General features: G+C 70.4%; 19 protein-coding genes. 6 read left to right on the forward strand and 13 right to left on the reverse strand.

Annotated features, from left to right (window positions below; all coding sequences use genetic code 11):
- Nucleotides 1-83 precede the first annotated feature (83 nt).
- The 5 genes from ACZ3HQ_RS02585 to ACZ3HQ_RS02605 all read left to right on the forward strand — a co-directional run bounded on the left by ACZ3HQ_RS02585 (nucleotide 84) and on the right by ACZ3HQ_RS02605 (nucleotide 5,896).
- A complete protein-coding gene (locus tag ACZ3HQ_RS02585; RefSeq protein WP_467507306.1) occupies nucleotides 84-1,841 on the forward strand; it encodes an ABC transporter substrate-binding protein in 1,758 nt (585 codons plus the stop codon).
- Nucleotides 1,842-1,935: 94 nt separating this feature from the next.
- Complete coding sequence (locus tag ACZ3HQ_RS02590; protein WP_467507308.1) at nucleotides 1,936-2,916, forward strand: ABC transporter permease; 981 nt, start codon at nucleotides 1,936-1,938, stop codon at nucleotides 2,914-2,916.
- A 49-nt stretch (nucleotides 2,917-2,965) separates the two neighbouring features.
- Nucleotides 2,966-4,003, forward strand: coding sequence for an ABC transporter ATP-binding protein (locus ACZ3HQ_RS02595; RefSeq protein WP_467507309.1), 1,038 nt, complete (start codon nucleotides 2,966-2,968; stop codon nucleotides 4,001-4,003).
- Nucleotides 4,004-4,029: 26 nt separating this feature from the next.
- The gene (locus ACZ3HQ_RS02600; RefSeq protein WP_467507311.1) at nucleotides 4,030-5,073 is read left to right on the forward strand and encodes an ABC transporter ATP-binding protein; all 1,044 of its coding nucleotides are present in this window, start codon (nucleotides 4,030-4,032) and stop codon (nucleotides 5,071-5,073) included.
- 82 nt (nucleotides 5,074-5,155) lie between these two features.
- Nucleotides 5,156-5,896, forward strand: a complete 741-nt coding sequence (locus ACZ3HQ_RS02605; RefSeq protein WP_467507313.1) for a class I SAM-dependent methyltransferase — start codon at nucleotides 5,156-5,158, stop codon at nucleotides 5,894-5,896.
- On the opposite strand, the gene ACZ3HQ_RS02610 is transcribed toward ACZ3HQ_RS02605, so the two are convergent.
- The 7 genes from ACZ3HQ_RS02610 to ACZ3HQ_RS02640 form a co-directional block, all read right to left on the reverse strand.
- A complete protein-coding gene (locus ACZ3HQ_RS02610; protein WP_467507314.1) occupies nucleotides 5,893-7,017 on the reverse strand; it encodes an ABC transporter ATP-binding protein in 1,125 nt (374 codons plus the stop codon). The two genes, ACZ3HQ_RS02605 and ACZ3HQ_RS02610, sit on opposite strands and share 4 nt — an antisense overlap.
- A gap of 42 nt (nucleotides 7,018-7,059) precedes the next feature.
- A complete protein-coding gene (locus ACZ3HQ_RS02615) occupies nucleotides 7,060-8,118 on the reverse strand; it encodes an ABC transporter ATP-binding protein (protein WP_467507315.1) in 1,059 nt (352 codons plus the stop codon).
- Nucleotides 8,119-8,128: 10 nt separating this feature from the next.
- Complete coding sequence (locus ACZ3HQ_RS02620; RefSeq protein ID WP_467507317.1) at nucleotides 8,129-9,109, reverse strand: ABC transporter permease; 981 nt, start codon at nucleotides 9,107-9,109, stop codon at nucleotides 8,129-8,131.
- Between the two features lie 88 nt (nucleotides 9,110-9,197).
- A complete protein-coding gene (locus ACZ3HQ_RS02625) occupies nucleotides 9,198-11,006 on the reverse strand; it encodes an ABC transporter substrate-binding protein (RefSeq protein WP_467507318.1) in 1,809 nt (602 codons plus the stop codon).
- A gap of 109 nt (nucleotides 11,007-11,115) precedes the next feature.
- Nucleotides 11,116-12,150, reverse strand: a complete 1,035-nt coding sequence (locus tag ACZ3HQ_RS02630) for an ABC transporter permease (RefSeq protein WP_350898746.1) — start codon at nucleotides 12,148-12,150, stop codon at nucleotides 11,116-11,118.
- A 420-nt stretch (nucleotides 12,151-12,570) separates the two neighbouring features.
- Nucleotides 12,571-14,478, reverse strand: coding sequence for a translational GTPase TypA (gene typA / locus ACZ3HQ_RS02635; protein WP_467507321.1), 1,908 nt, complete (start codon nucleotides 14,476-14,478; stop codon nucleotides 12,571-12,573).
- Nucleotides 14,479-14,663: 185 nt separating this feature from the next.
- Nucleotides 14,664-16,862: an ABC transporter family substrate-binding protein gene (locus ACZ3HQ_RS02640; RefSeq protein WP_467507322.1), complete on the reverse strand. Its 2,199-nt coding sequence runs from the start codon at nucleotides 16,860-16,862 to the stop codon at nucleotides 14,664-14,666.
- A gap of 195 nt (nucleotides 16,863-17,057) precedes the next feature.
- Between ACZ3HQ_RS02640 and ACZ3HQ_RS02645 the strand changes: the two genes are divergently transcribed.
- Nucleotides 17,058-18,461, forward strand: a complete 1,404-nt coding sequence (locus tag ACZ3HQ_RS02645; RefSeq protein WP_467507324.1) for a hypothetical protein — start codon at nucleotides 17,058-17,060, stop codon at nucleotides 18,459-18,461.
- A 25-nt stretch (nucleotides 18,462-18,486) separates the two neighbouring features.
- Here the strand turns inward: ACZ3HQ_RS02645 and ACZ3HQ_RS02650 are convergent, their stop codons facing one another.
- The 6 genes from ACZ3HQ_RS02650 to ACZ3HQ_RS02675 all read right to left on the reverse strand — a co-directional run bounded on the left by ACZ3HQ_RS02650 (nucleotide 18,487) and on the right by ACZ3HQ_RS02675 (nucleotide 25,422).
- Complete coding sequence (locus tag ACZ3HQ_RS02650) at nucleotides 18,487-21,069, reverse strand: SpoIIE family protein phosphatase (protein WP_467507326.1); 2,583 nt, start codon at nucleotides 21,067-21,069, stop codon at nucleotides 18,487-18,489.
- Nucleotides 21,070-21,392: 323 nt separating this feature from the next.
- The gene (locus ACZ3HQ_RS02655; RefSeq protein ID WP_467507328.1) at nucleotides 21,393-21,821 is read right to left on the reverse strand and encodes an ATP-binding protein; all 429 of its coding nucleotides are present in this window, start codon (nucleotides 21,819-21,821) and stop codon (nucleotides 21,393-21,395) included.
- A 154-nt stretch (nucleotides 21,822-21,975) separates the two neighbouring features.
- Nucleotides 21,976-22,386 carry a (deoxy)nucleoside triphosphate pyrophosphohydrolase gene (locus tag ACZ3HQ_RS02660; protein WP_467507330.1) on the reverse strand — a complete coding sequence of 137 codons (411 nt, stop codon included), beginning with the start codon at nucleotides 22,384-22,386 and terminating at the stop codon, nucleotides 21,976-21,978.
- A gap of 30 nt (nucleotides 22,387-22,416) precedes the next feature.
- Complete coding sequence (locus ACZ3HQ_RS02665; protein WP_467507331.1) at nucleotides 22,417-22,608, reverse strand: SPOR domain-containing protein; 192 nt, start codon at nucleotides 22,606-22,608, stop codon at nucleotides 22,417-22,419.
- Nucleotides 22,609-22,965: 357 nt separating this feature from the next.
- Nucleotides 22,966-23,718 (reverse strand): GntR family transcriptional regulator, encoded by a 753-nt coding sequence (locus tag ACZ3HQ_RS02670; protein ID WP_467507332.1) that lies wholly within the window; start codon nucleotides 23,716-23,718, stop codon nucleotides 22,966-22,968.
- Between the two features lie 159 nt (nucleotides 23,719-23,877).
- On the reverse strand, nucleotides 23,878-25,422 hold the full coding sequence (locus tag ACZ3HQ_RS02675; protein WP_467507334.1) for a DUF4190 domain-containing protein: 1,545 nt from the start codon (nucleotides 25,420-25,422) through the stop codon (nucleotides 23,878-23,880).
- Nucleotides 25,423-25,444: the final 22 nt, after the last annotated feature.

Here is a 25,444-nt window from a genome sequence, read left to right on the forward strand (position 1 = left end):
AGGCCAGTTCCACCCCGCCCGGTCCTCCATGACGTCCGGCTGATTCCGATCGTCCGAATCTGACACTCACAGGCAGGCTCAGCATGGCTTTTTCCCGTAGGAACTTCCTGATCGCCACCGGTGTGGCCGCGGCCTCCACCAGCGTGCTGACCGCCTGCGGCAGCGGCGACGGCAAGGGTTCCGGCCCCCAGGTCCCGTCCGTGAGCAAGGGCAAGACCATGAACATCCCGGTCGGCACCAAGGCCGACTCGACGGGTCCGGCCCCCGAGGTCCCGGGCGCGGTCAAGGGCGGGACGATCTACTCGCTCGACCAGTTCGACATGGACCACATGGACCCGGCCCAGATCTACGTCTCGACCGAGGCCGCCATCACCGTGCCGATCATGCGCGGTCTGACCGGCTACCGGATCGACGACAAGGGCGGCTGCACCCTGGTCGGCGACGCGGCCACGGACGCCGGCACCATGAAGGACGGCGGCCGCACCTGGTCCTTCACGATCAAGGACGGCATCAAGTGGGAGGACGGTTCCGACCTCTCCATGGACGACGTCCGCCACACCTTCGAGCGCCTCTTCGCCGGCTTCATCACCGAAGGTCCGCGCTACGTCCAGCAGTGGCTGGTCGGCGGCGACAAGTACAAGGGCCCCTACGAGGGCAAGAAGCTCGACTCGGTCGAGATCTCCGGCAAGACGATCACCTTCCGTCTCACCGAGCCCCGCGCCGACTTCAACTACACGCTCGCCATGCGTGGTTACTCCCTCGTGTCCAAGAAGAAGGACACCAAGGAGAAGTACGACAAGCGCCCCTTCTCCTGCGGCCCGTACCGCATCGAGAGCCGCAGCATCGGCAAGTCGATGACCTTCGTGCGCAACGAGCACTGGGACCCGAAGACCGACTCGATCCGCAACAACTACCCGGACAAGTACGTCTTCCAGTTCGGCTTCCAGCCCGTCGCCTCGACCGACCGCTTCATGTCGGACCGCGGCAACGACCAGTACGCGATGTCGATCTTCAACGAGGTCGCCGCCGAGCGCGTCGCCCAGGTGCTGACCGACGCCAAGCTCAAGAAGCGCGTCCTCACCGCGGTCGACACGGTCACCTACTACTGGCCGATCAACACCACCCGCATCAAGGACGTCAAGGTCCGCCAGGCCATCAACTGGGCCTGGCCGCACCAGCAGCTCCAGACCATCCGCGGCGGCCGCGCCACCAGCGAGATAGCGAGCACGGTCCTCAGCCCGGTCACCCCCGGTTACCAGGACTTCGACCTGTACGGCGCGGAGAAGAAGCCCGCCGGCGACCCGGCCAAGGCCAAGGCGCTGCTGAAGGAGGCCGGCAAGCTCGGCCAGAAGCTGGTCATCGCCTACCAGCAGTCGGACAACATGGTGAAGCAGGCCGTCCAGATCAAGAACTCGCTGGAGGAGGCAGGCTTCGTCGTCGTCAACAAGCAGATCGACAAGTCGACCTTCTACACCCAGATCGGCAAGGTCGACAACGGTTACGACCTCTTCGCCGCCGGCTGGAGCCCGGACTGGCCGAACGGTTACTCCGTGTTCTACCCCTGCTGGAGCGGCAAGAACATCGGCGACGGCCGCAGCAACTACGCCCAGCTCAACGACCCGAGCGTGAACAAGGCGATCGACGCCGCGTCCAAGATCGCGGACGTCGAGGCCGCCAACAAGGCGTGGGGCGCCGTCGACCGCCAGATCATGGAGCTGGCCGCCGTGGTCCCGGACTACCACTCCATCCGTAACTGGATGCACGGGTCCAAGGTCGGCAACGTGATCTACGACTCGGGCAACACCTGCGTCGCGCTCTGCAAGCTGTACGCCATGAAGTAAGCGCGCACCACCCATCGGGGGCGGCCACGACCGGGCCGCCCCCTCCGGCCCCCCTCACCCCGGCGACGGCGCCCCGTCCGGAAAGTCACGCCCCATGCTCCGCTTCCTCGTCCGCCGAGTCTTCGGCGCGCTGGTGATTCTGTTGATCATCAGCGCCGTCACCTTCTGGCTCTTCTACGCCATCCCGCGTGACCCCGCCACGATGTCGTGCGGCAAGAACTGCACGCCCGACATGCTCGCGCAGGTGCGGCACAACCTGGGCATCGACCACCCGGTCCCGGTGCAGTACTGGTACTGGATCAAGGGCATCTTCGTCGGGCGCAGCTACGGCGACTTCGGCGACTGCAGCGCTCCGTGCCTGGGGTACTCCTTCGCCAACCGGGAGCCCGTGCTCGGCACGATCATGGACCGGCTCCCGCTGACGCTGTCGCTGGCCCTCGGCTCGGCCGTCGTCTTCCTGATCTTCGGTATCGGCGCGGGCATGATCGCCGCGGTGAAGCAGGGCAAGTGGCAGGACAAGCTGGCCAGTTCGGCCTCGCTGGTGGCCTCCTCGCTCCAGATCTACTTCGTCGGCTACATCGCCATGTACTTCCTGGTGGCCAAGCTCGACGTCCTGGACAACCCGTCCTACACGCCACTCACCGAGAACCCGGCCGCCTGGGCCTCGGGCCTGCTGCTGCCGTGGCTGGTGCTGGCGCTGATCTGGACCGCCAACTACACCCGTATGACGCGCTCGCAGCTCGTGGAGACGCTGAGCGAGGACTACGTCCGCACCGCCCGCGCCAAGGGCCTCTCCGGCCGCAACGTGTTCTTCCGGTTCGCCTGGCGCGGCGCGATGGGCCCGATCGTCACCATCTTCGGCATCGACCTGGCCACCCTCATCGGCGGCGCGATGATCACCGAGTACACCTTCAGCCTCCAGGGAGTGGGCCGGCTCGCGGTGGACTCCGTGGAGAAGAGCGACCTGCCCATGCTCATGGGCGTCACCCTGCTGTCGGCCGGCGCGATCGTCGTCTTCAACATCCTCGTCGACGCGGTGTACGGCCTGATCGACCCGCGCATCCGGCTCGCCTGACCTCCGCCCGTCCGACTACCCCCCTCGCATCACCCCCAGGAGCGTCCCCGTGACGAGCACCCATCAGCAGCCGTTCCTCTCCGTCAAGGACCTCAAGGTCCACTTCTCCACCGAGGACGGCATGGTCAAGGCCGTCGACGGACTCACCTTCGACCTGGCCAAGGGCCAGACGCTCGGCATCGTGGGCGAGTCGGGTTCCGGCAAGTCCGTCACCAACCTGACGATCCTGGGCCTGCACGACCGCGATCACACCGAGATCGAGGGCCAGATCCTGCTGGACGGCGAGGAACTCCTCGGCGCCCCGGAGCGGAAGCTGGAGAAGCTCCGCGGCAACAAGATGGCGATGATCTTCCAGGACGCCCTGGCCTCGCTGTCGCCGTACCACACCATCGGGACCCAGATCGGCGAGGTCTACCGCAAGCACACCGGCGCCTCGAAGAAGGCCGCGCGGGAGCGGGCGATCGAGATGCTGCGCCGGGTGGGCATCCCGCAGCCGGACCGCCGGGTGGACAACTACCCGCACGAGTTCTCCGGCGGTATGCGCCAGCGCGCGATGATCGCCATGGCCCTGGTCTGCGACCCGAAGCTGCTGATCGCGGACGAGCCGACCACCGCGCTGGACGTCACCGTGCAGGCCCAGATCATGGACCTGCTCAAGGACCTCCAGCAGGAGTTCGGCACCTCGATCATCTTCATCACCCACGACCTGGGCGTCATCGCGGACATCGCCGACGACGTGCTGGTGATGTACGGCGGCCGCTGTGTGGAGCGTGGCCCGAAGGAGGAGGTGCTGCGCACCCCGCAGCACCCCTACACCTGGGGTCTGCTCGGCTCGATGCCGAGCCTGGACGGCCCGGTCGACGTGCCGCTCAACCCGATCCCGGGCTCCCCGCCCTCGCTGCTGAACCCGCCCACCGGCTGCCGTTTCCACCCGCGCTGCGCCTTCGCGTCCGAGGTGAAGGGCAACCGGTGCGCCACCGAGCGCCCCCCGCTGCAGATCGAGGACGGCCGCGGCAACGCCTGCCACCTTTCCGACGGCCAGCGCCGTGAGTTCCTCGCCGACCTTGCCGCCAGCAAGGCCATCTGACGTACAAGAGACGGGATTTCACCACCATGAGCAGTTCCACTCCCCTCCTGGACGTCTCCGGGCTGACCAAGCACTTCCCGATCAAGGGCGGCTTCCCGATCCGGCGCACCGTCGGCGCGGTGCAGGCCGTGGACGGGCTGGACTTCCAGGTCGCCGAGGGCGAGAGCCTGGGCCTGGTCGGCGAGTCCGGCTGCGGCAAGTCCACCACCGGGCGCCTGATCACCCGGCTGATGGAGCCGACCGCGGGCCGGATCGCGTACCGGGGCCAGGACATCACGCACGCCGGCCGCAAGGACCTCGCGCCGATCCGGTCCGAGATCCAGATGATCTTCCAGGACCCGTACGCCTCGCTGAACCCGCGGCACACCGTCGGCAAGATCATCTCCGGCCCGATGGAGATCAACGGCATCGAGCCCCCCGGCGGCCGCGAGAAGCGGGTGCGGGAGCTGCTGGAGATCGTCGGCCTCAACCCCGAGCACTTCAACCGCTTCCCGCACGAGTTCTCCGGCGGCCAGCGCCAGCGCATCGGCGTCGCCCGCGCGCTGGCCCTGAACCCGAAGCTGATCGTGGCCGACGAGCCGGTCTCCGCGCTGGACGTCTCCATCCAGGCCCAGGTCGTCAACCTGCTCCAGAAGGTCCAGCGCGAACTCGGCATCGCCTTCGTGTTCATCGCCCACGACCTGGCCATCGTGCGGCACTTCTCGCAGCGCGTCGCGGTGATGTACCTCGGCAAGATCGTGGAGATCGGCGACCGCGACGACCTCTACGACAACCCGCGCCACCCCTACACCCGCGCCCTGCTCTCCGCCGTCCCGGAGGCCACGGTGGACGAGACCCCGCGCGAGCGCATCCGCCTGGTCGGGGACGTGCCCTCGCCCATCGACCCGCCCTCGGGCTGCCGCTTCCGCACCCGGTGCTGGAAGGCGACGGAGAAGTGCGCCACCGAGGCCCCGCCGCTCGCGGAGGCCGAGGGCAACAAGCCCGGCCACCTCACGGCGTGCCACTACCCGGAGACCCAGGAGATCATCCCGGTCGCCGGCCTCTCCAAGACCCCTCAGAAGACGGTCTGACACACCCCCCGAAGGCCCGCGTCCACCCCGGCGCGGGCCTTCGCGCTGCCCACCGCGGCCGGAACCGTGTGAGACTGCGGTGGTGGCACCCCAACCGTTCAACGACCTTTTCGTCGCGGCCCATTACGACGTCCTCAACCCCTGGGGCCCGGGCGACGACTTCCACCTCGACTTGATCCGGTCGGCGCACTCGGTGCTGGACATCGGCTGCGGCACCGGCCAGTTGCTCCGCCGGGCCCGCGCCGAGGGGCATCCCGGACGGCTGACCGGACTCGACCCGGCCGCCGCCATGCTGGTCCACGCCAGGGAGGGCGCCCCGGAGATCGAGTGGGTGCTCGGGGACACCCGGAGCCGGCAGTGGAAGGGCGAGTTCGCGCTCGCGGTGATGACCGGGCACGCCTTCCAGCAGTTGCTCCGGGACGATGACGTACGGCAGTGTCTGGGCGCGGTGCGGGAGGCCCTGGCGGAGGGCGGACGCTTCGTCTTCGAGACCCGCAATCCTGAGGCCCGCCCCTGGGAGGGCTGGGCCCCGGACCGGGTACGCACCGTCACCGGCCCGGACGGCGCCGAGATCCGGGTCCACCACGAGGTGACCCACGGCCCGGCGGGCGGCCTCGTCGGCTTCACCGAGACCTGTACAAGCGCGAGTTGGCCCGCCCCGAGGGTCGGCCGCAACACTCTGCGCTTCCTCGGCCCCGGTGAGCTGGACCGCTTCCTCACCGAGGCCGGGCTGCGCACGGTGGCCCGCTACGGCGACTGGGACCGGAGCCCGCTGGGCCCGGCGTCGCCGGAGATCATCACCGTCGCCGAAGCGGCACGCTAGTCCTTGGCCGTGTCCTCCTCCAGCGCCACCAGCGCCGGGTCGAGGACGATGTCCTCCTCGCGCGCCTCGGTTGTCGGCTCCTCCGGGAAGTGGCAGGCCGTCAGGTGGCCGGCCCGGTTACCCGAGAGCTGGACCAGCGGCGGCTCCTCGGACGCGCACTTGTCCTGCGCCTTCCAGCACCGGGTGCGGAAGCGGCAGCCCGACGGCGGGTCGATCGGGGACGGCACGTCACCGGCGAGCCGGATGCGCTCGCGGGCCGGGGCCTCCTCGCCCGCCACGCTCACCTCGGGCACGGCCGAGAGCAGGGCGTGGGTGTAGGGGTGCCGGGGGCGGGTGTAGATGGAGTCCCGGTCACCGACCTCGATGATCTTGCCCAGGTACATCACCGCGACCCGCTGCGAGAAGTGCCGGACGATCGCCAGGTCGTGCGCGATGAAGAGGAACGCGATGCCGAGTTCCCGCTGCACCTTCTGGAGCAGGTTGACGACCTGGGCCTGGATGGACACGTCCAGCGCGGACACCGGCTCGTCCGCCACGATCAGCTTGGGCTCCAGCGCGAGTGCCCGCGCCACCCCGATGCGCTGGCGCTGGCCGCCGGAGAACTCGTGCGGGAAGCGGTTGAAGTGCTCGGGGTTGAGACCCACGATCTCCAGCAGCTCCCGCACCCGCTTCTCGCGGCCGCCGGGCGGCTCGATGCCGTTGATCTCCATCGGCCCCGAGATGATCTTGCCGACCGTCTGGCGGGGATTGAGGGAGGAGTACGGGTCCTGGAAGATCATCTGGATCTCGGACCGGACCGGCGCCAGCTCCCGGCGCGAGGCCCGGCTGATGTCCTTGCCCCGGTAGGAGATCGTGCCCGCGGTCGGCTCCATCAGCCGGGTGATCAGCCGGCCCGTGGTCGACTTGCCGCAGCCCGACTCACCGACCAGCCCGAAGCTCTCGCCCACCCCGACCGACAGGTCGATGCCGTCCACCGCCTGGACCGCGCCGATGGTCCGCCGGATGGGAAAGCCTCCCTTGACCGGGAAGTGCTTGGTCAGCCCGGAGACCTCCAGCAGCGGTTCGCCCCCGGCGTCGGCGCCCTCGTCCCGCGGCGCGGGCAGGAGCAGGTCCTTGGTCATGACGGTTCTCCTTCACGCCCTTGGGAGGCGTCTCGTCGATCCCTAGCCCAGCCGGGGCTTGATCTCGTCCACGAAGATGTCCCGCTTCTGCGCCGGGGTCAGATGACACGCCGACTCCCCCGCGCCGAGCAGCGGGCGCTCGGTCACGCACCGGGTGCCCTCGACCCGGTCCTGGAAGGGGCAGCGGGGGTGGAAGCGGCAGCCGGAGGGCGGGTTGAGCAGGGAGGGCGGGGCGCCCGGAATGGGGGTGAGCGCGATGGACGGGTCGGAGTCGAGCCGCGGCATCGAGTTCAACAGGCCCCAGGTGTAGGGGTGTTCGGGGGCGTGCAGCACGGAGTCGACCGAGCCGCGCTCCACCGCGCTGCCCGCGTACATCACCATGATGTCGTCGGCCATGTCCGCGATGACACCCAGGTCGTGGGTGATGAAGATGATGCCCGAACCGAACTCCTGCTGGAGGTCCTTGAGCAGGTCGAGGATCTGCGCCTGCACGGTGACGTCCAGCGCGGTGGTCGGTTCGTCCGCGATCAGCAGGTCGGGGTCGCAGACCAGGGCCATGGCGATCATCGCGCGCTGGCGCATGCCGCCGGAGAACTGGTGCGGGTAATCCCCCGCCCGTGCCTTGGGGTTGGGGATGCCGACCTTGCCCAGCATCTCCACCGCGCGGTTCCACGCCTCCTTCCTGGAGGCGCCGGTGTGCTTCATGTACGGCTCGGCGATCTGCCGGCCGACCGTGTAGTAGGGGGAGAGCGCGGTGAGCGGGTCCTGGAAGATCATGGCGACCTTGTTGCCGCGCAGCTTCTCCAGCTCCGACTCGCGCGCGGTCGTCAACTCCCGCCCGTCCAGCAGGATCTCACCCTCGACGGTGGTGAACATCGGGTTGTGCAGGCCGAGGACGGTCAGGTTGGTGACCGACTTCCCCGAGCCCGACTCCCCCACGATGCCGAGCGTCCTGCCGCGTTCCAGGTCGAAGGAGAGCCCGTCCACGGCCCGTACGATGCCGTCCTCGGTCTTGAAGCTGACGTGCAGGTCGCGCACGGACAGCAGCGGACCGTCGCCCGCCGGGGCCGGAACACCGGCCTCCTTGGTCAAAGTGGTCACGACAGTGCTCCTAGGACAGCCGCACGCGCGGGTCGATGAAGGCGTACGCGGCGTCGACGACGATGTTGAAGAGCAGGATCATGGCGGCGGCGAACAGCATCACGCCCAGCAGCAGCGGCAGATCGCTGAAGAACACGGACTGCACGGACAGTTGGCCGAGGCCCGGCAGACCGAAGGTCCACTCGGTGATGATGGCGCCGCCGAGCAGCGAGCCGAGGTCGATGCCGAAGATGGTGACGATCGGGATCAGCGAGCCGCGCCAGGCGTACCGGAAGAACACGTACCGCCGGGACATGCCCTTGGCGCGGGCGGTGCGGACGTGGTCCTCCTGGAGCTGCTCGATCATCGAGGAGCGCGCCATACGGGTGTACTGCGCCGCGAAGATGGTGGAGAGGATCACCCAGGGGATGATCAGCCCCGCGAACCAGTTCAGCGGGTTCGCGGTGAACTCGTGGTACGCGGGCTTCTCGAACCAGTGGGTCTGGTAGACGAGCAGCGCCAGGGCCAGCGGGCCGAGGAAGTAGATCTGCATCCCGGAGACGACCATCGCGCCGGCCGTCGCGATCTTGTCGATCACGGTGCCGCGCCGCCAGGCGGCCACCAGTCCGGCACCGATGCCGATGACGAGGAAGAACACCGCGCTGCCGATGGTCAGCGAGACCGTGGTGGGCAGCCGGTCGATCAGCGTGTCCCAGACCGGCTCGTTGGAGTGGTACGAGTAGCCGAAGCAGGGCGCCGGGCACGGCCCTTGGGCGAAGCCGTCACTGCCCAGGACCAGGTTGTGCAGGAAGCCCAGGTACTGCTCGGGTATGGACTTGTCGAGGCCGAGCACATGGTGGATGTTCTCGATGGCCTCCGGGTTGCAGGTCTTGCCGCACATCAGCAGCGCCGGGTCGCGGGGCACCCCGAAGAACAGGATGAACGTGACGATGCTCAGCAGGAACAGGATGACGACGGCACCGAGGGTCCGGCGGACGAGGAAGCGCAGCATGACAGGGGCAGCTCTCTGACGTCGGCGGTCCGGGGCCCGGCACCCGGCGCGCTCCGAAGGGGGCGCGCCGGATGCCGGACGGGGGCGGTTACTTGATGAAGAGGCGACGCGGGTCGATGCCGCTGAGCACGTCGTCGTAGACGAGGCCGCCGACCTTGGAACCGGCGATCTGGGTCTGCTTGTAGTACGCGGTCGGGACGACGTTGATCACGTCCTTCACGATGTACTGGTCGAGCTTCTCCCACTCGGACGCGGCCTTCGCCGGGTCGGTGATCTTGGCGATCCGGTCGATCTCGCTGTTGATCTTCGGGTCGTTGACCTGCGAGTAGTTCTGCGCGCCCTCGGCGATCACGCGGCCGTCGTACAGCGGCGGGATCACGGTCGAGGCGGACGGCCAGTCGGCACCCCACGCGGTGTGGAAGATGTCGTAGTTGTTGTTCAGCTTGGAGACCTGGTCGTAGTAGGTCTCGGCCGGGATCTCCTGGCGCTGGACGTCGAAGCCGGCCTTCTTCAGGCCCGCCGCCATGGCGGTGGAGTACTGCTGGCCCTCGGGGGTGTTGATGTAGCCGAAGGTCAGCTTCATGTTGAGCTTGCCGGCCTTCTTCAGCAGCTCCTTGGCCTTGGCCGCGTCACCGGCGGGCTTCTTCTTCTTGCCCCACGGGTCGAAGGCGGCGTCGTAGCCGGAGACGGTCGGGGAGATCAGACCGCCCGCGACCTCCATGGCGTCGGTGCCGCCGTAGGCACGGACGAACGGGGTGACCGGCAGGGCGTAGGCGATGGCCTCGCGGACCGTCTTGTCCTGCATGGGCTTGTGGCTCATGTTGATGTTCATCTGGCCCACGAACGACTGGTACCCGGAGACCGTGCGGGACTTCAGCTTGGGGTCCTTGAGCACCGAGGACAGGTTGCCCGCGTCGACCTGGTTGTTGAAGCTGATGCCCGTCCGGTCCGCGCCGCCGTCGGCGAGCAGGGCCTTGGTGGACGCCTCGTACTGCTGGTTGAAGCTGAAATTGAGCCGGTCGATGTACTGGTGGCGGATCGGGTCCGTCTTCGGGTCCCAGTTGGTGTTCTTCACCAGCACCATCGACTTGCCGGACTTGAACGACTCGACCTTGTACGGGCCGGTGGCCACGGGCGCCTTGTCGTAGCGCTCCTTGGTGTCGCCCTTCTGCGAGACGACTCCGTAGCCCGCCATGGCCAGCGCGTACGGCAGGTCGGCGTGCGGGGTCTTGAAGTGGAAGACGATCGTCTTGTCGTCCGGCGTCTCGAGCACCGAGTCGGGCAGGTGCTTGCCCTTGTAGGGGCCGTCCTTGAGCAGCTTGCGGTAGCTCGCGCCCGGCGAGTCGGCGAGCCACTGCTGGAGGAAGGTCGGGCCCTGGTTGATGAAGGGCGCGAAGAGCCGCTCGACGGAGTGCCGGACGTCCTTGGACGTGATCGGCGTGCCGTCCTGGAACTTGATGCCGTCCTTGAGCGTGTACTTCCAGGTCTTGCCGCCGTCGGTGGTGGTGCCCGAGTCGGTGGCGAGGTCGCCGACGACCTCGTGCTTGCTGCCGTCGTTGCTGGTCGCCTTGTAGCCGGTGAGACCGCGGTGCAGCAGGGTGGCGAGCGCGCCCTCGTCGGCCACGTAGATCTGTCCCGGGTCGAGGTGCGCGTAGCTGTCGCGCTGGAGGACCTCCAGGGTGCCGCCGGACTTGGCGCCGGGCACCTCGGCCGCCGGTCCGGTGGACGCCTTCTCGTCCCCGAACTTGATCAGCGCCTGCTGGCGCTGGGCGTTCTGCTGCTGCTTCTTGTCGTCGTCGCCGCCGTCGCTGCCACCCTTGCTGCAACCGGTGAGCACAAGCGCTCCGGCCGCGAGCACGGAGAGTGCGCCGTATGTGTGGCGTCCGCCCCTACTCATCACGAGGTTCCCACCCATCTCTGTGTCACCAGTGCGTTCCTGTGTCACCAGTGCGAAAGAAACTGCTGGTAGTGCTGTGCGAGGTGCTGTGGTGCTGTGAAGTGCCCGGTCAGCGGGCGGTCTTGGGGTCGAACGCGTCCCTGACCGAGTCCCCGAGCAGGTTGAACGCCACGATGAAGATGATCATCGAGATGCCCGGGAAGAACATGTAGGTGATGTCGTTCTGCATCACCAGTTCCGTGGACGCCTTGGAGAACATCTGTCCCCAGTCCGGCGTCGGTTCGACGATGCCCACGCCCAGGAAGGAGAGCCCGGCCTCGGCGGTGACGAAGGAGGGCAGCAGGTAGGTCGCCTGCACCAGCAGCGGGGTGACCACGTTCGGCAGGATCTCCTTGCGGATGATCCGCCACGACGAGGCCCCGCTGACCCTGGCCGCCTCGATGAACTCCCGCTCCCGCAGGGCGAGTGAGGTGCCGCGCAGAATGCGGGCGAGGCTCATCCAGCCGAGGAACCACTGGACGATGATCAGCGCCAGTACCCGGACGTAGGTGGGGGTCTCGTCGCGGGGGCTGACGAACAGCGAGACGACGACCGGCATGCTGGCGATGAAGAACAACTGCGCCGGGAAGGCGAGCAGGAAGTCGATGACCCGGCCGATGACGAAGTCGGTGCGCCCGCCCAGGTATCCGGCCGCGACCCCGAGCAGGATGCCGGTGAGGACGACGGTGACGGTGACCGCGAGCGAGATCATCAGCGAGGTGCGGATGCCGAAGAGCAGCTTGGTGAAGACGTCGTAGCCGTTGCCCGGTTCGAGCCCGAACCAGAACTCGCCGCTGATACCGCCGTTGGGCTGCACCGGGACGCCCGCACTGTCGAACAGCTCGGGACGCTCGTCCGCGTACACCGTGTACGGGTCCTTGCCGTACAGCTTGGAGATCAGCGGGGCGAGCAGCCCGATCAGGAAGAAGAAGAGCACGACACAGGCCGAGATCACGCCGGTGCGGTCGCGCTTGAAGCGCATCCACATCAGCCGGCCGGGAGAACGGCCCTCGAGCTGGACGGTCTCGGTCTTCGCCGGCGGCCCTGGTTCGCCGTCGACGACGACCGAAGTCCCGCCGCCCTCGATGTCGATAGGACTTGTCACGGTTCGTCCGTTTCGCAGATATGAGTGCGGGAGGTTCCGGGATTGCTGGACAGCGCGCGAACTCGCAGTCGGACGCGCGTAGTTCTAGGGCCGGATCACACCGCTGGAAGCGACGAACAGCCTCCGTTGACCCGAGCGGTACGCGGCTAACTATGTGACATGCGCCAAGTGGCGACCACTGTCTTTAAATCTCGATTCAGTCACGACTGACGGGCGGAACTTCCAAAAACCGGACAAACGGCTCCCCTACGGAAGGCCGCGAAACGGACGTGTTACATGGCTATCGGTCCGGGATCTCCGCGTTCCGGACACCGGAGGGCCCGGCGGCGGGAAATAAGCGGTTGCGAAAAAGCCCGGCCGCCCCCGAGACGGGGACGGCCGGGCTCAACCACTCGGCGGTCACGCCGAGTTGTTCAGTCGTCAGTTGTGCTTGGCACGGCTCGCGGTGCGGCCGCGCTCCTTCTGGTCGAGGACGACCTTGCGGATGCGAACCGCCTCCGGGGTCACCTCGACGCACTCGTCGTCGCGGCAGAACTCCAGCGACTGCTCCAGGGAGAGCTTGCGCGGCGGGACGATCGCCTCGAACGAGTCGGCCGACGCGGACCGCATGTTCGTGAGCTTCTTCTCCTTGGTGATGTTGACGTCCATGTCGTCGGAGCGCGAGTTCTCGCCGACGATCATGCCCTCGTACACCTCGGTGCCGGGCTCGGTGAAGAGCACGCCGCGCTCCTGGAGGTTCGTCATCGCGAACGCGGTGACGGAGCCGGCGCGGTCGGCGACCAGGGAGCCGTTGTTACGGGTCTGGAGGTTGCCGAACCACGGCTCGTGGCCCTCGTGGATGGAGTGGGCGATGCCCGTACCGCGGGTGTTGGTCAGGAACTCCGTGCGGAAGCCGATGAGGCCGCGGGAGGGGACGACGAACTCCAGACGGACCCAGCCGGAGCCGTGGTTGGACATGTTGTCCATCCGGCCCTTGCGGACGCCCATGAGCTGCGTGACCGCGCCCATGTGCTCCTCGGGGACGTCGATCGTCATGCGCTCGACCGGCTCGTACACCTTGCCGTCGATCACCTGGGTGACGACCTGGGGCTTGCCGATGGTCAGCTCGAAGCCCTCGCGGCGCATCTGCTCGACCAGGATGGCGAGCGCCAGCTCACCGCGGCCCTGGACCTCCCAGGCGTCCGGGCGGTCGGTGTCGAGCACGCGGAGGGAGACGTTACCGATCAGCTCGCGGTCGAGGCGGTCCTTGACCTGGCGGGCGGTGACCTTGCGGTCCTTGACCGCGGACTTGGCGTCCGCGCCCTTGCCGGTGCCGCCGCGGCCGACCAGCGGCGAGGTGTTGGTACCGATGACCATGGAGATCGCGGGCTCGTCCACCGTGATCAGCGGGAGCGCGACGGGGTTCTCCGGGTCGGCGAGGGTCTCACCGATCATGATGTCCGGGATACCGGCGACGGCGCAGATGTCACCGGGGCCCGCCACCTCGGCCGGCTTGCGGGTGAGCGCCTCGGTCATCATCAGCTCGGTGATGCGGACGTTCTGGACGGTGCCGTCACGCTTGATCCAGGCGACCGTCTGCCCCTTGCGCAGCTCGCCCTGCTCGACGCGGAGCAGCGCGATACGGCCGAGGAAGTTGTCCGCGTCGAGGTTGGTGACGTGGGCCTGGAGCGGCGCGTCCTCCTCGTACGTGGGGGCCGGGACGTGCTCCAGGATCGTGGAGAAGAACGGCTCCAGGCTGTCGGAGTCCGCCGGGACCGTGCCGTTCTCCGGCTTGGTCAGCGACGCGATGCCGTCACGGCCGCAGGCGTAGACGATCGGGAACTCGATCTGCTCCTCGTCCGCGTCCAGGTCGAGGAAGAGGTCGTAGGTCTCGTTGACGACCTCGTCGATGCGCGAGTCCGGGCGGTCCGTCTTGTTGATGCACAGGATGACCGGAAGCCGCTGCTGGAGGGCCTTGCGCAGCACGAAGCGGGTCTGCGGCAGCGGACCCTCGGAGGCGTCGACGAGCAGGACGACGGCGTCGACCATCGACAGACCACGCTCGACCTCGCCACCGAAGTCGGCGTGGCCGGGGGTGTCGATGATGTTGATCGTGATCGGCTCGCCGCCGTCCTTGGGGTGGTACTTCACCGCCGTGTTCTTGGCGAGGATCGTGATGCCCTTCTCACGCTCCAGGTCGTTCGAGTCCATCATGCGGTCGTCGACGGAGTCGAGCTGGTGAGCGGCGAACGCGCCGGCCTGCTTCAGCATGCCGTCGACGATGGTGGTCTTGCCATGGTCGACGTGAGCGACGATGGCGACGTTACGGATGTCGTGGCGCGTGGCCATATTGCGGCGTACTCCCGGGAGTGTGCGGACTGCCCTGCGCGGGATTCTCTTGCGCGGGACCTGCCGGGCTGGACACGCCACGGCCTCACCCCATGGTACGTGGCCCTGCGGGGGACGGCCTCCGCAGGGCCACGGGGCCCGATTTCCGGGGAAAACAGGGGTGCGGTCAGGGGTGGGACCAGGGGTCAGTTCCCGGTCGGGCTGGGTGAGACCTTCGCGCCCTTCTTCAGGAAGCCCATGTCCTCGTAGACCGGCGCCTGGAACCCGAAGGCACCCGTGTTGACCAGGGTCTTCCGTACGCCGACGAGCTGGGGGCGCTGGTAGAGCGGGATGGAGCCGGCGGCCGCCCAGATGCGGGTGTCGGCCTTGCGGATGAGGTCGCGGGACTCGTCCTCGTCCAGCGTGGAGGCGGCCTGGTCGAAGAGCTGGTCCACCTGGTCGGTGCCGACCCGGGTGTAGTTCTGCTCGACGTTCACCGAGCCGTCGGCGGCGGGCGCGGGCTTGGCGAAGATCGGGCGCGCGTCGGTTGCCGGGAAGGCGGAGGCGGGCCAGGAGTAGAGGGCGAGGTCGAAGTCGCCGGCCGCGATGTGGTCCTTGAAGTAGCTCTCGTCCGGGACCTTGATGAGGGTGGTGCGGATGCCGACCTTCTCCAGCATCGCGGAGATCCGCCCGGCCACGGTGTTCAGGGTCTCCGAGCCCGCGCCGGTGGGGAGCACGAAGCGCAGGTTGAGCGCCTGGCCGTCCTTGGCGAGCGGCCCGTTGACCGCGCCCGCCGGGGCGGCGGTGCCCTTGGGGGCGTAGGCGCCGGGGGCACCGCCCTGGCCGGTGTACTGCTTGCCGTCCTGGGCGAGGTGGCGGCCGGTGCCGTCGCCCTGCTCGTTCTTGCCGTCGCTGTTCTCGCCGTCGCTGTTCTTGCCGTCGCTGTTCTTGTCGTCCTCGCCGACGACGTACTCGCCGTCCTTGCCGCCCTCGGACTGGTCGTCGTCCTCCTTGGTGCTGCTCTCGGGTCCGGCGGCCTTGTCGCCCTTCTTCTCCGTCTTGACCGGCCCGCCCGGCACCCAGCCCGCGTCCGAGAGCAGGGCCTGCGCCTCCTTGGTGTCCTGGCCGCCGAGGGCGTCGCTGTTGTCGGCGTAGGCGGGCTGGCCCTCCAGCGCCAGGTGGCTGCCGACCGGCTCGGCGGGCAGGCCGAGCGGGGTCAGCACCAGCTTGGCCAGCTCCTTGCGGTCCAGCGCGCGGGCCACGGCCCGGCGTACCCGCTCGTCGGCGAGCAGGCCCCCGGCGCCGTTCAGGGCGAGCTGGGTGTAGGCGGGCTCCAGGGACTTGCGCACCTCGTAGGAGCGGAGCCCGTCCTGCTCCTCCAGGTACCGGGTGATGGCCTTGCGCAGCTTCTTCCGGCCCGCGTGCTCGACCTTCTCCGCCGGCAGACCGTGGGCGAGCGCCCAGGAGCGGAGCTTCTTGGCGGAGGTCTTGCCGCCGCCCACGAGCGGGCTGCCGGTCCCGGCGCCACCCGCGGCGCCGTTGATCCGCCCGGCCGTGGAGGGGTCCACGTCGGCGACGTCGACCGTGCCGTCGGCCAGCGCGGTGGCCCGCTCGTCGCGCGGGACGGTGTGCAGCACGATCCTGTCGAGCTTGGCGGGCTGCCCCCACCAGCGCGGGTTGCGGGTGAGGACGACGTCCTTGGAGGCGGTGTCGACCTTGTCCACCCGGAAGGGGCCCGCACTGGTCCTGAGCTTGCGCCGGGCGCCGTCGTTGAAGGCGTCCGGGGTGCCCATGACGTCCTTCGGGTACAGCGGGGAGAACAGCGACTTCCAGTCGGCGTACGGACGCGAGAAGGTGACCCGGACCTGGAGGTCGCTGGCACCGCGCTCGATCTTGGAGATGCGGTCGTACCCGGCGTTGCGGGCGGTCCAGAAGGCGCTGTCCTTGCCGGACAGGGCGCGCCACTGGGCGACGAAGTCGGCGGCGCCGATCTCGCGTCCGTCGCTCCAGACGGCCTGCTGGTTCAGCTTGTAGAGCACGACCTGGCGCGGCTCGGTCTCGATGACCTTGGCGGACTCCAGGTAGGCGGGGTTCGCCGCCGGGCGGCCGTTCGCGTCGAGCTGGAACATCGAGGGGAGGGTGGCCTGGGCGACCCGGGTGGTGCCCGCGTCGGCGTCGGCCTGGTAGGTGTTGAGCGTCTCCGGCAGCGCGTCCACGGCCCACTTCACGGTGCCGCCCGCCACGACCTTGTCACGGGTGACGTGGGCGATGTCCGGTCCGGCCAGCGGGCGGCCGGCCTTCTCGTCCGAGCCGCAGCCGGCGAGGAGGGGCACCGCGAGGGCGCCCGCGGTGAGGAAGGCGGTCGCGCGCAGGACCGCGCGTGAGCCGACGCCGTCGTGGGACATCTCTGCTACCTCCGGAAAGCCGCGGGCGTGTTGATCACTTTTGGCGGTATATGGAGCTGATCAGATCTATGCGCCCACTGAAAACGACAGCGCCGGGGGAAGCGGGGCGACACGACCGCGCCGCGCGGCAACCCCACCCGTGCGGCGCAACCCCGTCGGCTCGCGGGGCCGCGAAGGCGCCCATACGCTCCCAAAGTGACGTCCTCCCTGGTCCGGGGCCGCCCCCGGCACGCCACGGCGCACATACGCGTGCGGGTCGCGCACGCGCTCGTCGGCGCGGTCGCGGGGGCGGGCTGGCTCGCCATCCCGGTGCTCGCGGCCCAGGAACCGGCGACCGCGTCCGCGCCCCCCACCGCCCCGGCCGCCCTCGCGGCCCCTGGGGACGAGGGGTCCTCCGCCGTCGACCTGATCCTCCCGGTCGCCGTGCTCGGCACCGCCGGTGCCGTGGCCGCGTACAGCTATGTACGCCGGGGCCGCCGCTCCTCCGGCGCCGCCTCCTTTGCACCGGCCGCTCCGGCCCCGGCCGACTCCGACCGCCAGGCCCGCGAGGCCCTGGTCCGGGCCGACGACAGGGTCCGGGCGAGCGAGGAGGAGCTGCCCTTCGCGGCCGCGCTCACGGACGAGCGCACCGTCGCTCGCTTCCGCCACGCGATCCGCACCGCCCGCGCGGAACTCTCCGCCGCCTTCGCCCTGTGGCACCGGTACGAGGAGGGCGAACCGCGCGACCCCGGCGACCGCAGGCAGGCCCTGGCCGGGATCGTCGGCCGGTGCGCGGAGGCGGGGCGGGTGCTGGACGCGCGGGCCGGGGAGCTGGACCGGCTGCGCCGGCCGGAGGCGGGTACGGCGCTGGAGGTGGCGGAGGAGGCGTTCCGCGGACTGGCGGCGCGTGCGGCGGGCGCGCGGGCCACGGCCTCGGAACTGCGCGAGCGGTACGGGCCCTACGTCGGCGCGCGGGCCGCCGGGTGCGTCGAAGAGGCCATGGACCGGCTGGTGTTCGCCACCGCCCGGCTCAACGAGGCCCGCCGCGCGGCCGACTCGGGCGAGGAGGAGCGCGCGGTACGCCAACTCCGGGCCGCCGAGGGGGCGGTGGCGCAGGCCGGGGTTCTGGTGGCCGGGCTGGACCGCACGGTCCGTCGGCTGCGGGAGGCGGCGGCACTGGTACCGGCCGCGCTGACCGGGGCGGAGGCGGCACTGGCGCGGGCACGGGCCACGGGCACACCGGTCCCCTCCGGGGCCGACGACACCCTTGCCGCCGTACGCGAGGAGCTGACGGCGGGCCCGTACGACCCGCTGGACGCCCTGCGCCGGATCACCCGCGCCCTGGTCCGGCTGCCGGATGCCCGGAGCGGAGCGCTGGACACCGCCGCCGACCTGGTCGCCCGGGCCGCCGTCGGAGAGGCGGAGGACTTCGTCACCGTGCACCGGGGCGCGATCGGCGCCGACCCCCGCTCCCTCCTCGCGACAGCGGTACGCACCCTCGCCATCCCCCACCCCGTCGAGGCGGCGGTCCTCGCCCAGCGGGCGCGGGAACTGGCCGAACGGGACGTACGGACGCACGGGACACCGGCGTCCGACCGCCTCCGGCCCGGAACGGACTGAGCGGCGCGGGCTTCCGCGGGGTCCCTCAGAACAGGCTGAGCAGCGCCTCCGCCGGGTCGGTCAGGGGGCTGTCTCCGCCGGGGAGCGGCAGCTCGAACCACACCGTCTTGCCGCGCGGGGTGCGGCGGGAGCCCCAGGCCGCACTGAGCAGGCCGACCAGTTGCAGGCCCCGTCCGCCCTCGTCGGTGTCACGGGCGCGCCGCCTGCGGGGCTGGACCAGGCCCGCGTCCCACACCTCACAGACCAGGGTGCGGTCCAGCAGCAGCCGGAGCCTGATCTCCCCCTCGCCGTACCGCAGGGCGTTGGTCACCAGCTCGCTGACCAGGAGTTCCGTGGTGTCGACCAGCGGTTCGAGGTCCCAGCTCAGCAGTTGGGCCCGCGCGTACTCGCGGGCCCGGCCCACGCTGCGCGGCTCGCGGGGCAGCGTCCAGTCACCGACCGACTCGGTGGGCAGGCCCTGGACGCGGGCCATGAGCAGCGCGATGTCGTCCTCGCCGTGCCGGGTGTCGAGGCTGTTCAGGACGTGGTCGCAGACGTCCTCCAGCGGCTGGGAGGGGTCGGTGAGCGCCTGCACGAACGCCTGGAGCCCTTCGTCCAGCGGATGGTCGCGGGACTCGACCAGGCCGTCGGTGTAGAGGGCGAGCAGGGCGCCCTCGGGCAGCTCGACCTCCACCTCCTCGAACGGCTCGCCGCCCACGCCCAGCGGCATGCCGGGCGGCACGTCCAGCATCAGCGCGGTCTCGCCGGGCTCCACCAGCACCGGCGGCAGATGGCCCGCGTTGGCGAAGGTGCAGCGCCGGGTGACGGAGTCGTAGACCGCGTACACACAGGTGGCGAGGTAGACCTCGCACAGGTCGGCGTCGCGCGGCTGGCGCGCCGCGCGGGTGGCCTGCTGGACGCCGCCGGGGGTGCCGAGGCCGCGGGCGATCTCGTCCAGCGCGGAGAGCACCTCGGCCGGCTCCAGGTCGAGCAGGGCCAGGGTGCGCACCGCCGTACGGAGTTCACCCATCGCCACGGCCGCGCGCAGACCGCGTCCCATCACGTCGCCGACCACCAACGCGGTGCGGTGGCCGGGGAGTTCGATGACGTCGAACCAGTCGCCGCCGACCTCGGTGGCCGCGTTGCCGGGCAGGTAGCGGCAGGCGATGTCCAGGCCGGACGCCTCGGGGTCGCCGGGCGGCAGCAGGGACCGCTGGAGTATCAGCGCGCGTTCGTGCTCGCGCCGGTAGAGCCGGGCGTTGTCGATGCAGACGGCGGCGCGCGCGGCCAGCTCCACCGCGAGGTCGCGGTCACGGTCCCCGAACGGCTCGCTGCCCTTGGTGCGGGCGAACTGCACGATGCCCACCACGGTGTCGTGCGCGACCATCGGCACGGCGAGCGTGGACTGCACAAGGCCGCCCTCCTCGGCGGGCACCCGCTGCGGGCGGGCGGTGCGCAGGGCGTCCGCGCAGGGCGAGTTGAACGGGAAGCGGTGCACCGCGCCCAGCTCCACCCGCTCCCCCGACCCGCCGAAGGGCGCGTCGGATACGGCGCTGGCGAAGGCGACCCGGCGCAGTTCCGCGCTGCCGTCGGCCAGCTTGGGCGGGGCCTCGTCACCGGTCAGCAGCGCCTGGTACAGGTCGACGGTGGCCAGGTCGCAGAAGCCGGGGACGACCACGTCGAGCAGTTCGCGGGCGGTCGTCTCCAGGTCGAGCGAGTTCCCGATGCGGGCGCCGGCCTCGTTGAGCAGGGCGAGGTTGCGCCGCGCGGAGGCGGCCTCGCGGGCGGCCTCGCGCCGGGCGGTGATGTCGGTGCCGAGCCAGGCCACGCCGATGGGGCGCCCGCTGCCGCTGTGCACGCGGTAGAGGTTGATGGACCAGTGCCGGCGCTCGTCGGAGTCCGGTACGAAGCCGGTGACATGCATGTCGGTGATGGACTCGCCGGACTCCAGCACCCGGCGCATGGTGGCCGAGACCCGGTCCGCCTCGGCACGCGGCAGGTAGTCGTGCACGCCCTTGCCCCGGTGGTCGTCCGGGGTGCCGCCGAAGATCGACGCGAACCGCGTGTTGGCCCGGCGCACCCGCAGATCGGTGTCGATCAGCAGGAACCCGAACGGAGATTGGCCGAATATCGCCTGCGAGGCGGCGAGGTCGGTCTCGATGCTGCGCAGGGTCCGCACGTCCACCACGATGCAGACGGCGGCCTTGTCGCCCTCGGCGGTACGGGTGGGCATGACGTAGACCTCCGCCAGGCCCTCCTCGCCGCGCGAGCCGTCCTCCCCGTCCGGCATCCGGAAGGGGACCACACCGGTCCACTCCCGCCCGTCCAGGATCTCGGCCATCTTGCGCTGACCGCGACTGCGCAGGTCGGGGTCGACAAACGCCTCGATCGGGTCGAGCCCCACGGCACGGCTCGCGGGGATGCCGAAGAGCTGTTCGGCGCGCAGGCTCCACTGCTCGATCAGCCCGCCGGGGCTGAGGGAGAAGGACGCGACCTTTATGTAGTCGTACATCGAGCCGGGCGGACTGCTCTGCCACATGTCGGCGGGGGCCGCCTCCTCGGCGGCCCGGCCCCTCGCGGCGTCCGACGGGTCCTCGGACTCCGTGGCCTTCGCTGGTATCCCGCTCACGCGAACCGTCCCCTCCAGCTCACCGCGTCCGGCACCGGTCACCGGGGGCGGCTGCCCGCAGTATCCAGCACTACGGCGCCGCACAACACGGTGTTCACGATCACAGCTCGGTACGGGTGCCTTCCGGACCGCGCCGCGACAACACTTCCAGTCTTCTAACCAGGGAACACGGCCTCGAACCACGCGCCCGGCAACGCGCTTGCGCACCGGGGCACGAGCCGACCCACGCCGGGGCGCGCGCACCCCCTCCGTACCCCCGGCTCACCCCCGCCGTGCCCCTGATGCACCCGCCCGCGCTCCGGGTCGTCGGGCGGGTGGAGGCATCATTCGGGAATCGCCAGTTCGAACCAGACGGTCTTGCCGCTCCCGCCGGGCCGGGTGCCCCAGCGGGCGGAGGAACCGGCGACGAGCGCCAGGCCCCGCCCGCTCTCGTCCTCGGGCCGCGCGATCCGCTCGCGCGGCGGGTCCGGCACCTGGTCGGAGACCTCCACCAGGAGCGCCCCGCCGAGTCCCGCCGACCGCACCAGACGCAGCCCGATCGGGCCGTCCGCGTGCCGCAGGGAGTTGGTCACCAGCTCGCTGACCAGCAACGCCGTCAGATCGGCGAGGGAGTCCAGGTGCCAGCGGCGCAACTGGCCCCGGACCACGGCACGGGCCGCGCGCACCGCGCCGGGTTCCGGGGGGAACGTCCATTCGGCGCAGTCGCCCTCGGTGTCGAACACGCCGATCACTTCCCAGGCAAGGGAGCCCACCCATGTCCGATTTCATGGGGTTACTGGCCACATACCCGGTATCCGGTGGGCAGTACCGCGCGGGTGGGGGCACTGTGGCACGAACGGCGTACAGCCTCGGTGCCCCCGGTCCGGCTTCAGCCGCGTATGCCGGGCGACGCACCCCGTACGCCGGTCAGCGCGCCTGCGCGCCGAGGCGGGCGGCGATCTCCCGGACGGCCGGGACGTCCTGGTCGAGCCAGGGCACGTCCCAGAGGTGGTCGGGGGTGAGCCAGCGCAGTTCGTCGTGGTCCTGGAGGGCCTCGGGTCCGGGGGAACCCGGACGGAGCCGGGCGGTCCACACCCAGAGCACGTAAGGGTTTTTCAGGGGCCACTCCCCCGGCACGCGTTCGACCGCCTCGGCGTCGACGCCGAGTTCCTCGCGCAGTTCGCGCACCAGGGCGTCGTCGGGCCGCTCGCCGGGCTCGACCTTGCCGCCGGGCAGCTCCCAGCGGCCGGCCAGCTCCGGGGGCGCGCTGCGGCGTGCGGCGAGCAGCCGGTCCCCGTCGAGCAGGGCGGCTCCCACCACCACGATCCGTTCGGTCATGGTCCGGAGCCTACGGGAGCGCGCGCGGGGTCAGTTGCGCGTGCTCTCGCCGTGCTGGCTCACGCGCTCCACGCTGTAGAGCTGCTTGTGCCCGTGGCCGTCGAGACTGTCGGCCATCTTCTGGGCCTCCGCCCGCGTCGCGTACCGGCCGACCCGGTAGCGATTGCCGTTGTCGTCCTGCCGTATGACGAGCCAGGGCAGAAGGACCGCACCCTCGTTCATCGCCCCCACCGTTTCCCTTCCCGTGCCCCTAAGCACCCGCCCCACCCGCTCTCCGCTCCGGGGCTCCAAGGTGTCCCGCCCGAGGAAACCGCAATACGCATATGCCCGAGCGTACGCCCAACCTTCACACAGCGAATACGGCTTTTCACGAAGAGGTACGCAACCGGCCAGAACGCAGGGGGGCGCACGGAATCGAACGCGCCGCGTCGGGGAAGTGCCCCCGGGAACGGCCGCGACCGCCGCCCACCAGGGACGACGGCCGGACAGCCGTGCGGCGACGACAGGAGGCGCGGGATTCGCACGCCGGGGCACGCCCCCGGGGAGCGCGTCCCGTGTGCGCTACCTCACGACGACCCGCTACCGCACGGACAGGTGGTACGCGACCTGGTAGCGGTCGGCCGGGATGACGACGTCGGCGGTCTCCACCGGGCGGCCCGAGGCGTAGTAGGTGCGCTGGATGACCAGGACGACATGGCCGGGAACGCCACCGAGCAGGAGGAGTTCCTCCGCGAGGCCGGGGCGGGCGCCGACCTCCTCGGTGACGTTGTCCACGATCACGTCGATGGCGCGCATCCGCTCGACCACGCCCATCCCGCCGAGCGGGCCCTCCTCGGGCAGCATGACCGGAGTGCGGCCGGTCACCGCGAGCGGCTCCCAGGAAGTGGAGAGCATCATCGGCTCCCCGGCGTCCCGGAACAGGTACTTGGTGCGCATCACCGGCTCGCCCGGCTTGATCCCGAGCCGCTCCGCCACCCCGGCCCCCGCCTCGGCGCGCTCGCTGCTGGACTCCCAGGTGCCGCGCGCGGTCGCGTCGGCCTGCTCCTGCCGGAAGGGGGTGGCGCCGCCCTGCGGGCGGTACCCCGAGCGCGCCACACTGCGCGGCACCGGGCGCTCGCGCACATACGTCCCCGAGCCGGACCGCCCCTCGACCAGCCCCTCGGCCATCAGCACCTTGCGGGCCTCCAGCGCGACCGTGTCCGAGACGCCGTACTCCTCGCGGATGCGGGCCTGCGACGGGAGGCGGGTATGGGGCGGCAGTGAACCGTCGACGATCTTCTGGCGGAGATCACCCGCCACGCGCAGGTACGCCGGCTGCTCACCGAATGTCACGGGCCGCTCCCATCAGGTTGTACAGACAGCAACAGCCTGGCAACCGTGGGTTGTGCCATGCAAGCAAAGGCCAGAGAATCACTCGATGTGATGACGAGGGGGCGCGCACACCTGCGTCCAGCGATTTTCTCCGCCGAAGGCTCCCCCGTCCGGCCGTGATCACACCTCGGAGCCGTCGTCCCCCGCGTCGCCGCCGGTGTCCTGGCCGCCGGAACCGGGAGGGGTGGTCGCCAGCTTCAGCGACTCGCGGGCGGGGATGTCGGCGTCCCCGTCGATCATGGTGAGACCGGCGTCGTAGGACACGTAGAACGCCTCGGCATCGGTGGCGCGGGCCGCCTTGTCCCAGAGGGCGCGGGCCTTGTCCAGCCGGGCGGCCATGTCGGCCATGGGGGCGCGGGCGGCGGCGGGCCAGGGGTGGGCGCGCAGGGTGTGCGACCAGGTGGCCAGGGCGCTGGAGACGCGACGGGCCCACGCCTTGTGACCCGGCAGGTCGTCCTCGACGAGTTCGGTGTCGGGCTCGGAGCCGAGAGCGACGTTCAGTGTGTGAGCCCCTTTCAGGTAGGCGACCTGGTGGGCGTCGAGAGTGGTCCGGTCGGCGCGGAGCGAGCCGGTGAGGGTGCCGCCCTCGGTGGTGCTGCCGAGTACGCAGGTGATCCTGCGGTCACCGAGCGACCAGGTCTCCCTCGACGGGCTCAGGTGGAAGACGTCGACGTCGTCGGGAAGCGCCCAGCCGTCCATCGCATAGGCGTCCAGCAGGCCGACGCAGCGTTCGGCGGCGTCCAGCACGGCGTCGTCGCCGGGGTAGGGGCCGTTGCCCATCGTGAAGGTGGCGAAGACCTCGCCCTCGTGCGCGCCCTCGCAGGGCACCGTACGGATGTCGTGGACGGCCCTCCCCAGGTCGCCACCGCCGGAGTCGAAGCAGTCGCCCTTGGCCAGCGAAAGGTTCACGCTCTCGCGCACGCCGTCCTTGACGTGGTGCCACATCCAGCCCGTGGCCCCGGTGGTGAGCAACAGGACGGCGAGCGCGAGGCCGACGCCGGAGAGCGCACTCCCGACAACGGCCGCGGCCCGCCCCCGCTGCCCCCGCTTGCGAACCTGCACGAGCGCGACGAGCCCCAGAACGAGACCGACACCGGGAAGACAGCAGAGGATGCCGGTGACGAGGGAGGCGATCGCGAAGGGGTTGGTGGGGGTGGGGGGTGCGTAGGGGGTGTGGGGGGTGGGGAGTCCGTTGAGGGCGTAGGGGTTTGGTGTCCCGTGGGGGGTCGGTGCCCGGGAGGGGTCAGGCGGCCCGTAGGGGGTCGGCGCCCCGGACGTGGCGTGTGACCCGGAGGGGGTCGGCGCCGCGGAGGGGGCGGGTGGCCCGTAAGGGGCCGCTGCCTCGTCAGGGTTGGGTGAGCCCGAGGGGGTCGGTGACCCGGAGGGGGTCGGTGACCCGGTGAGGTTCGGTGCCCCGGAGGGGGCGGGCGGCCCGGAGGGGGTCGGTGTTCCGGAGGGGGCGGGCCCCCCGGAGGGGCCCTCGGGGTCGCCGGGTTCGCGGGCAGGGGATATGGACACCGGTACCGTTTCTGGGACGAGTTGCGGCAGCCGGGGCGGACGAGGGGTCTCGGGCGGGCTACCGTACGAATGCGCGCATGGTAAGCGGGTCCGGACAAGACCGGAAAACGGTTTCGGTCCCGAACGGGCGGCGCGCGGAACGGACATGGGGGCGGGGCGTGGGGGACGG

The sequence above is a fragment of the Streptomyces sp. NPDC018263 genome (genome assembly GCF_055562575.1).

Excerpts from the sequence above, each read along its gene's own strand:
- ACZ3HQ_RS02585 (WP_467507306.1), top strand. The coding sequence starts at position 84 with ATGGCTTTTTCCCGTAGGAACTTCCTGATCGCCACCGGTGTGGCCGCG.
- ACZ3HQ_RS02590 (WP_467507308.1), top strand. The coding sequence starts at position 1,936 with ATGCTCCGCTTCCTCGTCCGCCGAGTCTTCGGCGCGCTGGTGATTCTG.
- ACZ3HQ_RS02600 (WP_467507311.1), top strand. The coding sequence starts at position 4,030 with ATGAGCAGTTCCACTCCCCTCCTGGACGTCTCCGGGCTGACCAAGCAC.
- ACZ3HQ_RS02610 (WP_467507314.1), bottom strand. The coding sequence starts at position 7,017 with ATGACCAAGGACCTGCTCCTGCCCGCGCCGCGGGACGAGGGCGCCGAC.
- ACZ3HQ_RS02620 (WP_467507317.1), bottom strand. The coding sequence starts at position 9,109 with ATGCTGCGCTTCCTCGTCCGCCGGACCCTCGGTGCCGTCGTCATCCTG.
- ACZ3HQ_RS02625 (WP_467507318.1), bottom strand. The coding sequence starts at position 11,006 with ATGAGTAGGGGCGGACGCCACACATACGGCGCACTCTCCGTGCTCGCG.
- typA (WP_467507321.1), bottom strand. The coding sequence starts at position 14,478 with ATGGCCACGCGCCACGACATCCGTAACGTCGCCATCGTCGCTCACGTC.
- ACZ3HQ_RS02640 (WP_467507322.1), bottom strand. The coding sequence starts at position 16,862 with ATGTCCCACGACGGCGTCGGCTCACGCGCGGTCCTGCGCGCGACCGCC.
- ACZ3HQ_RS02660 (WP_467507330.1), bottom strand. The coding sequence starts at position 22,386 with ATGACCGAACGGATCGTGGTGGTGGGAGCCGCCCTGCTCGACGGGGAC.
- ACZ3HQ_RS02665 (WP_467507331.1), bottom strand. The coding sequence starts at position 22,608 with ATGAACGAGGGTGCGGTCCTTCTGCCCTGGCTCGTCATACGGCAGGAC.
- ACZ3HQ_RS02675 (WP_467507334.1), bottom strand. The coding sequence starts at position 25,422 with ATGTCCGTTCCGCGCGCCGCCCGTTCGGGACCGAAACCGTTTTCCGGT.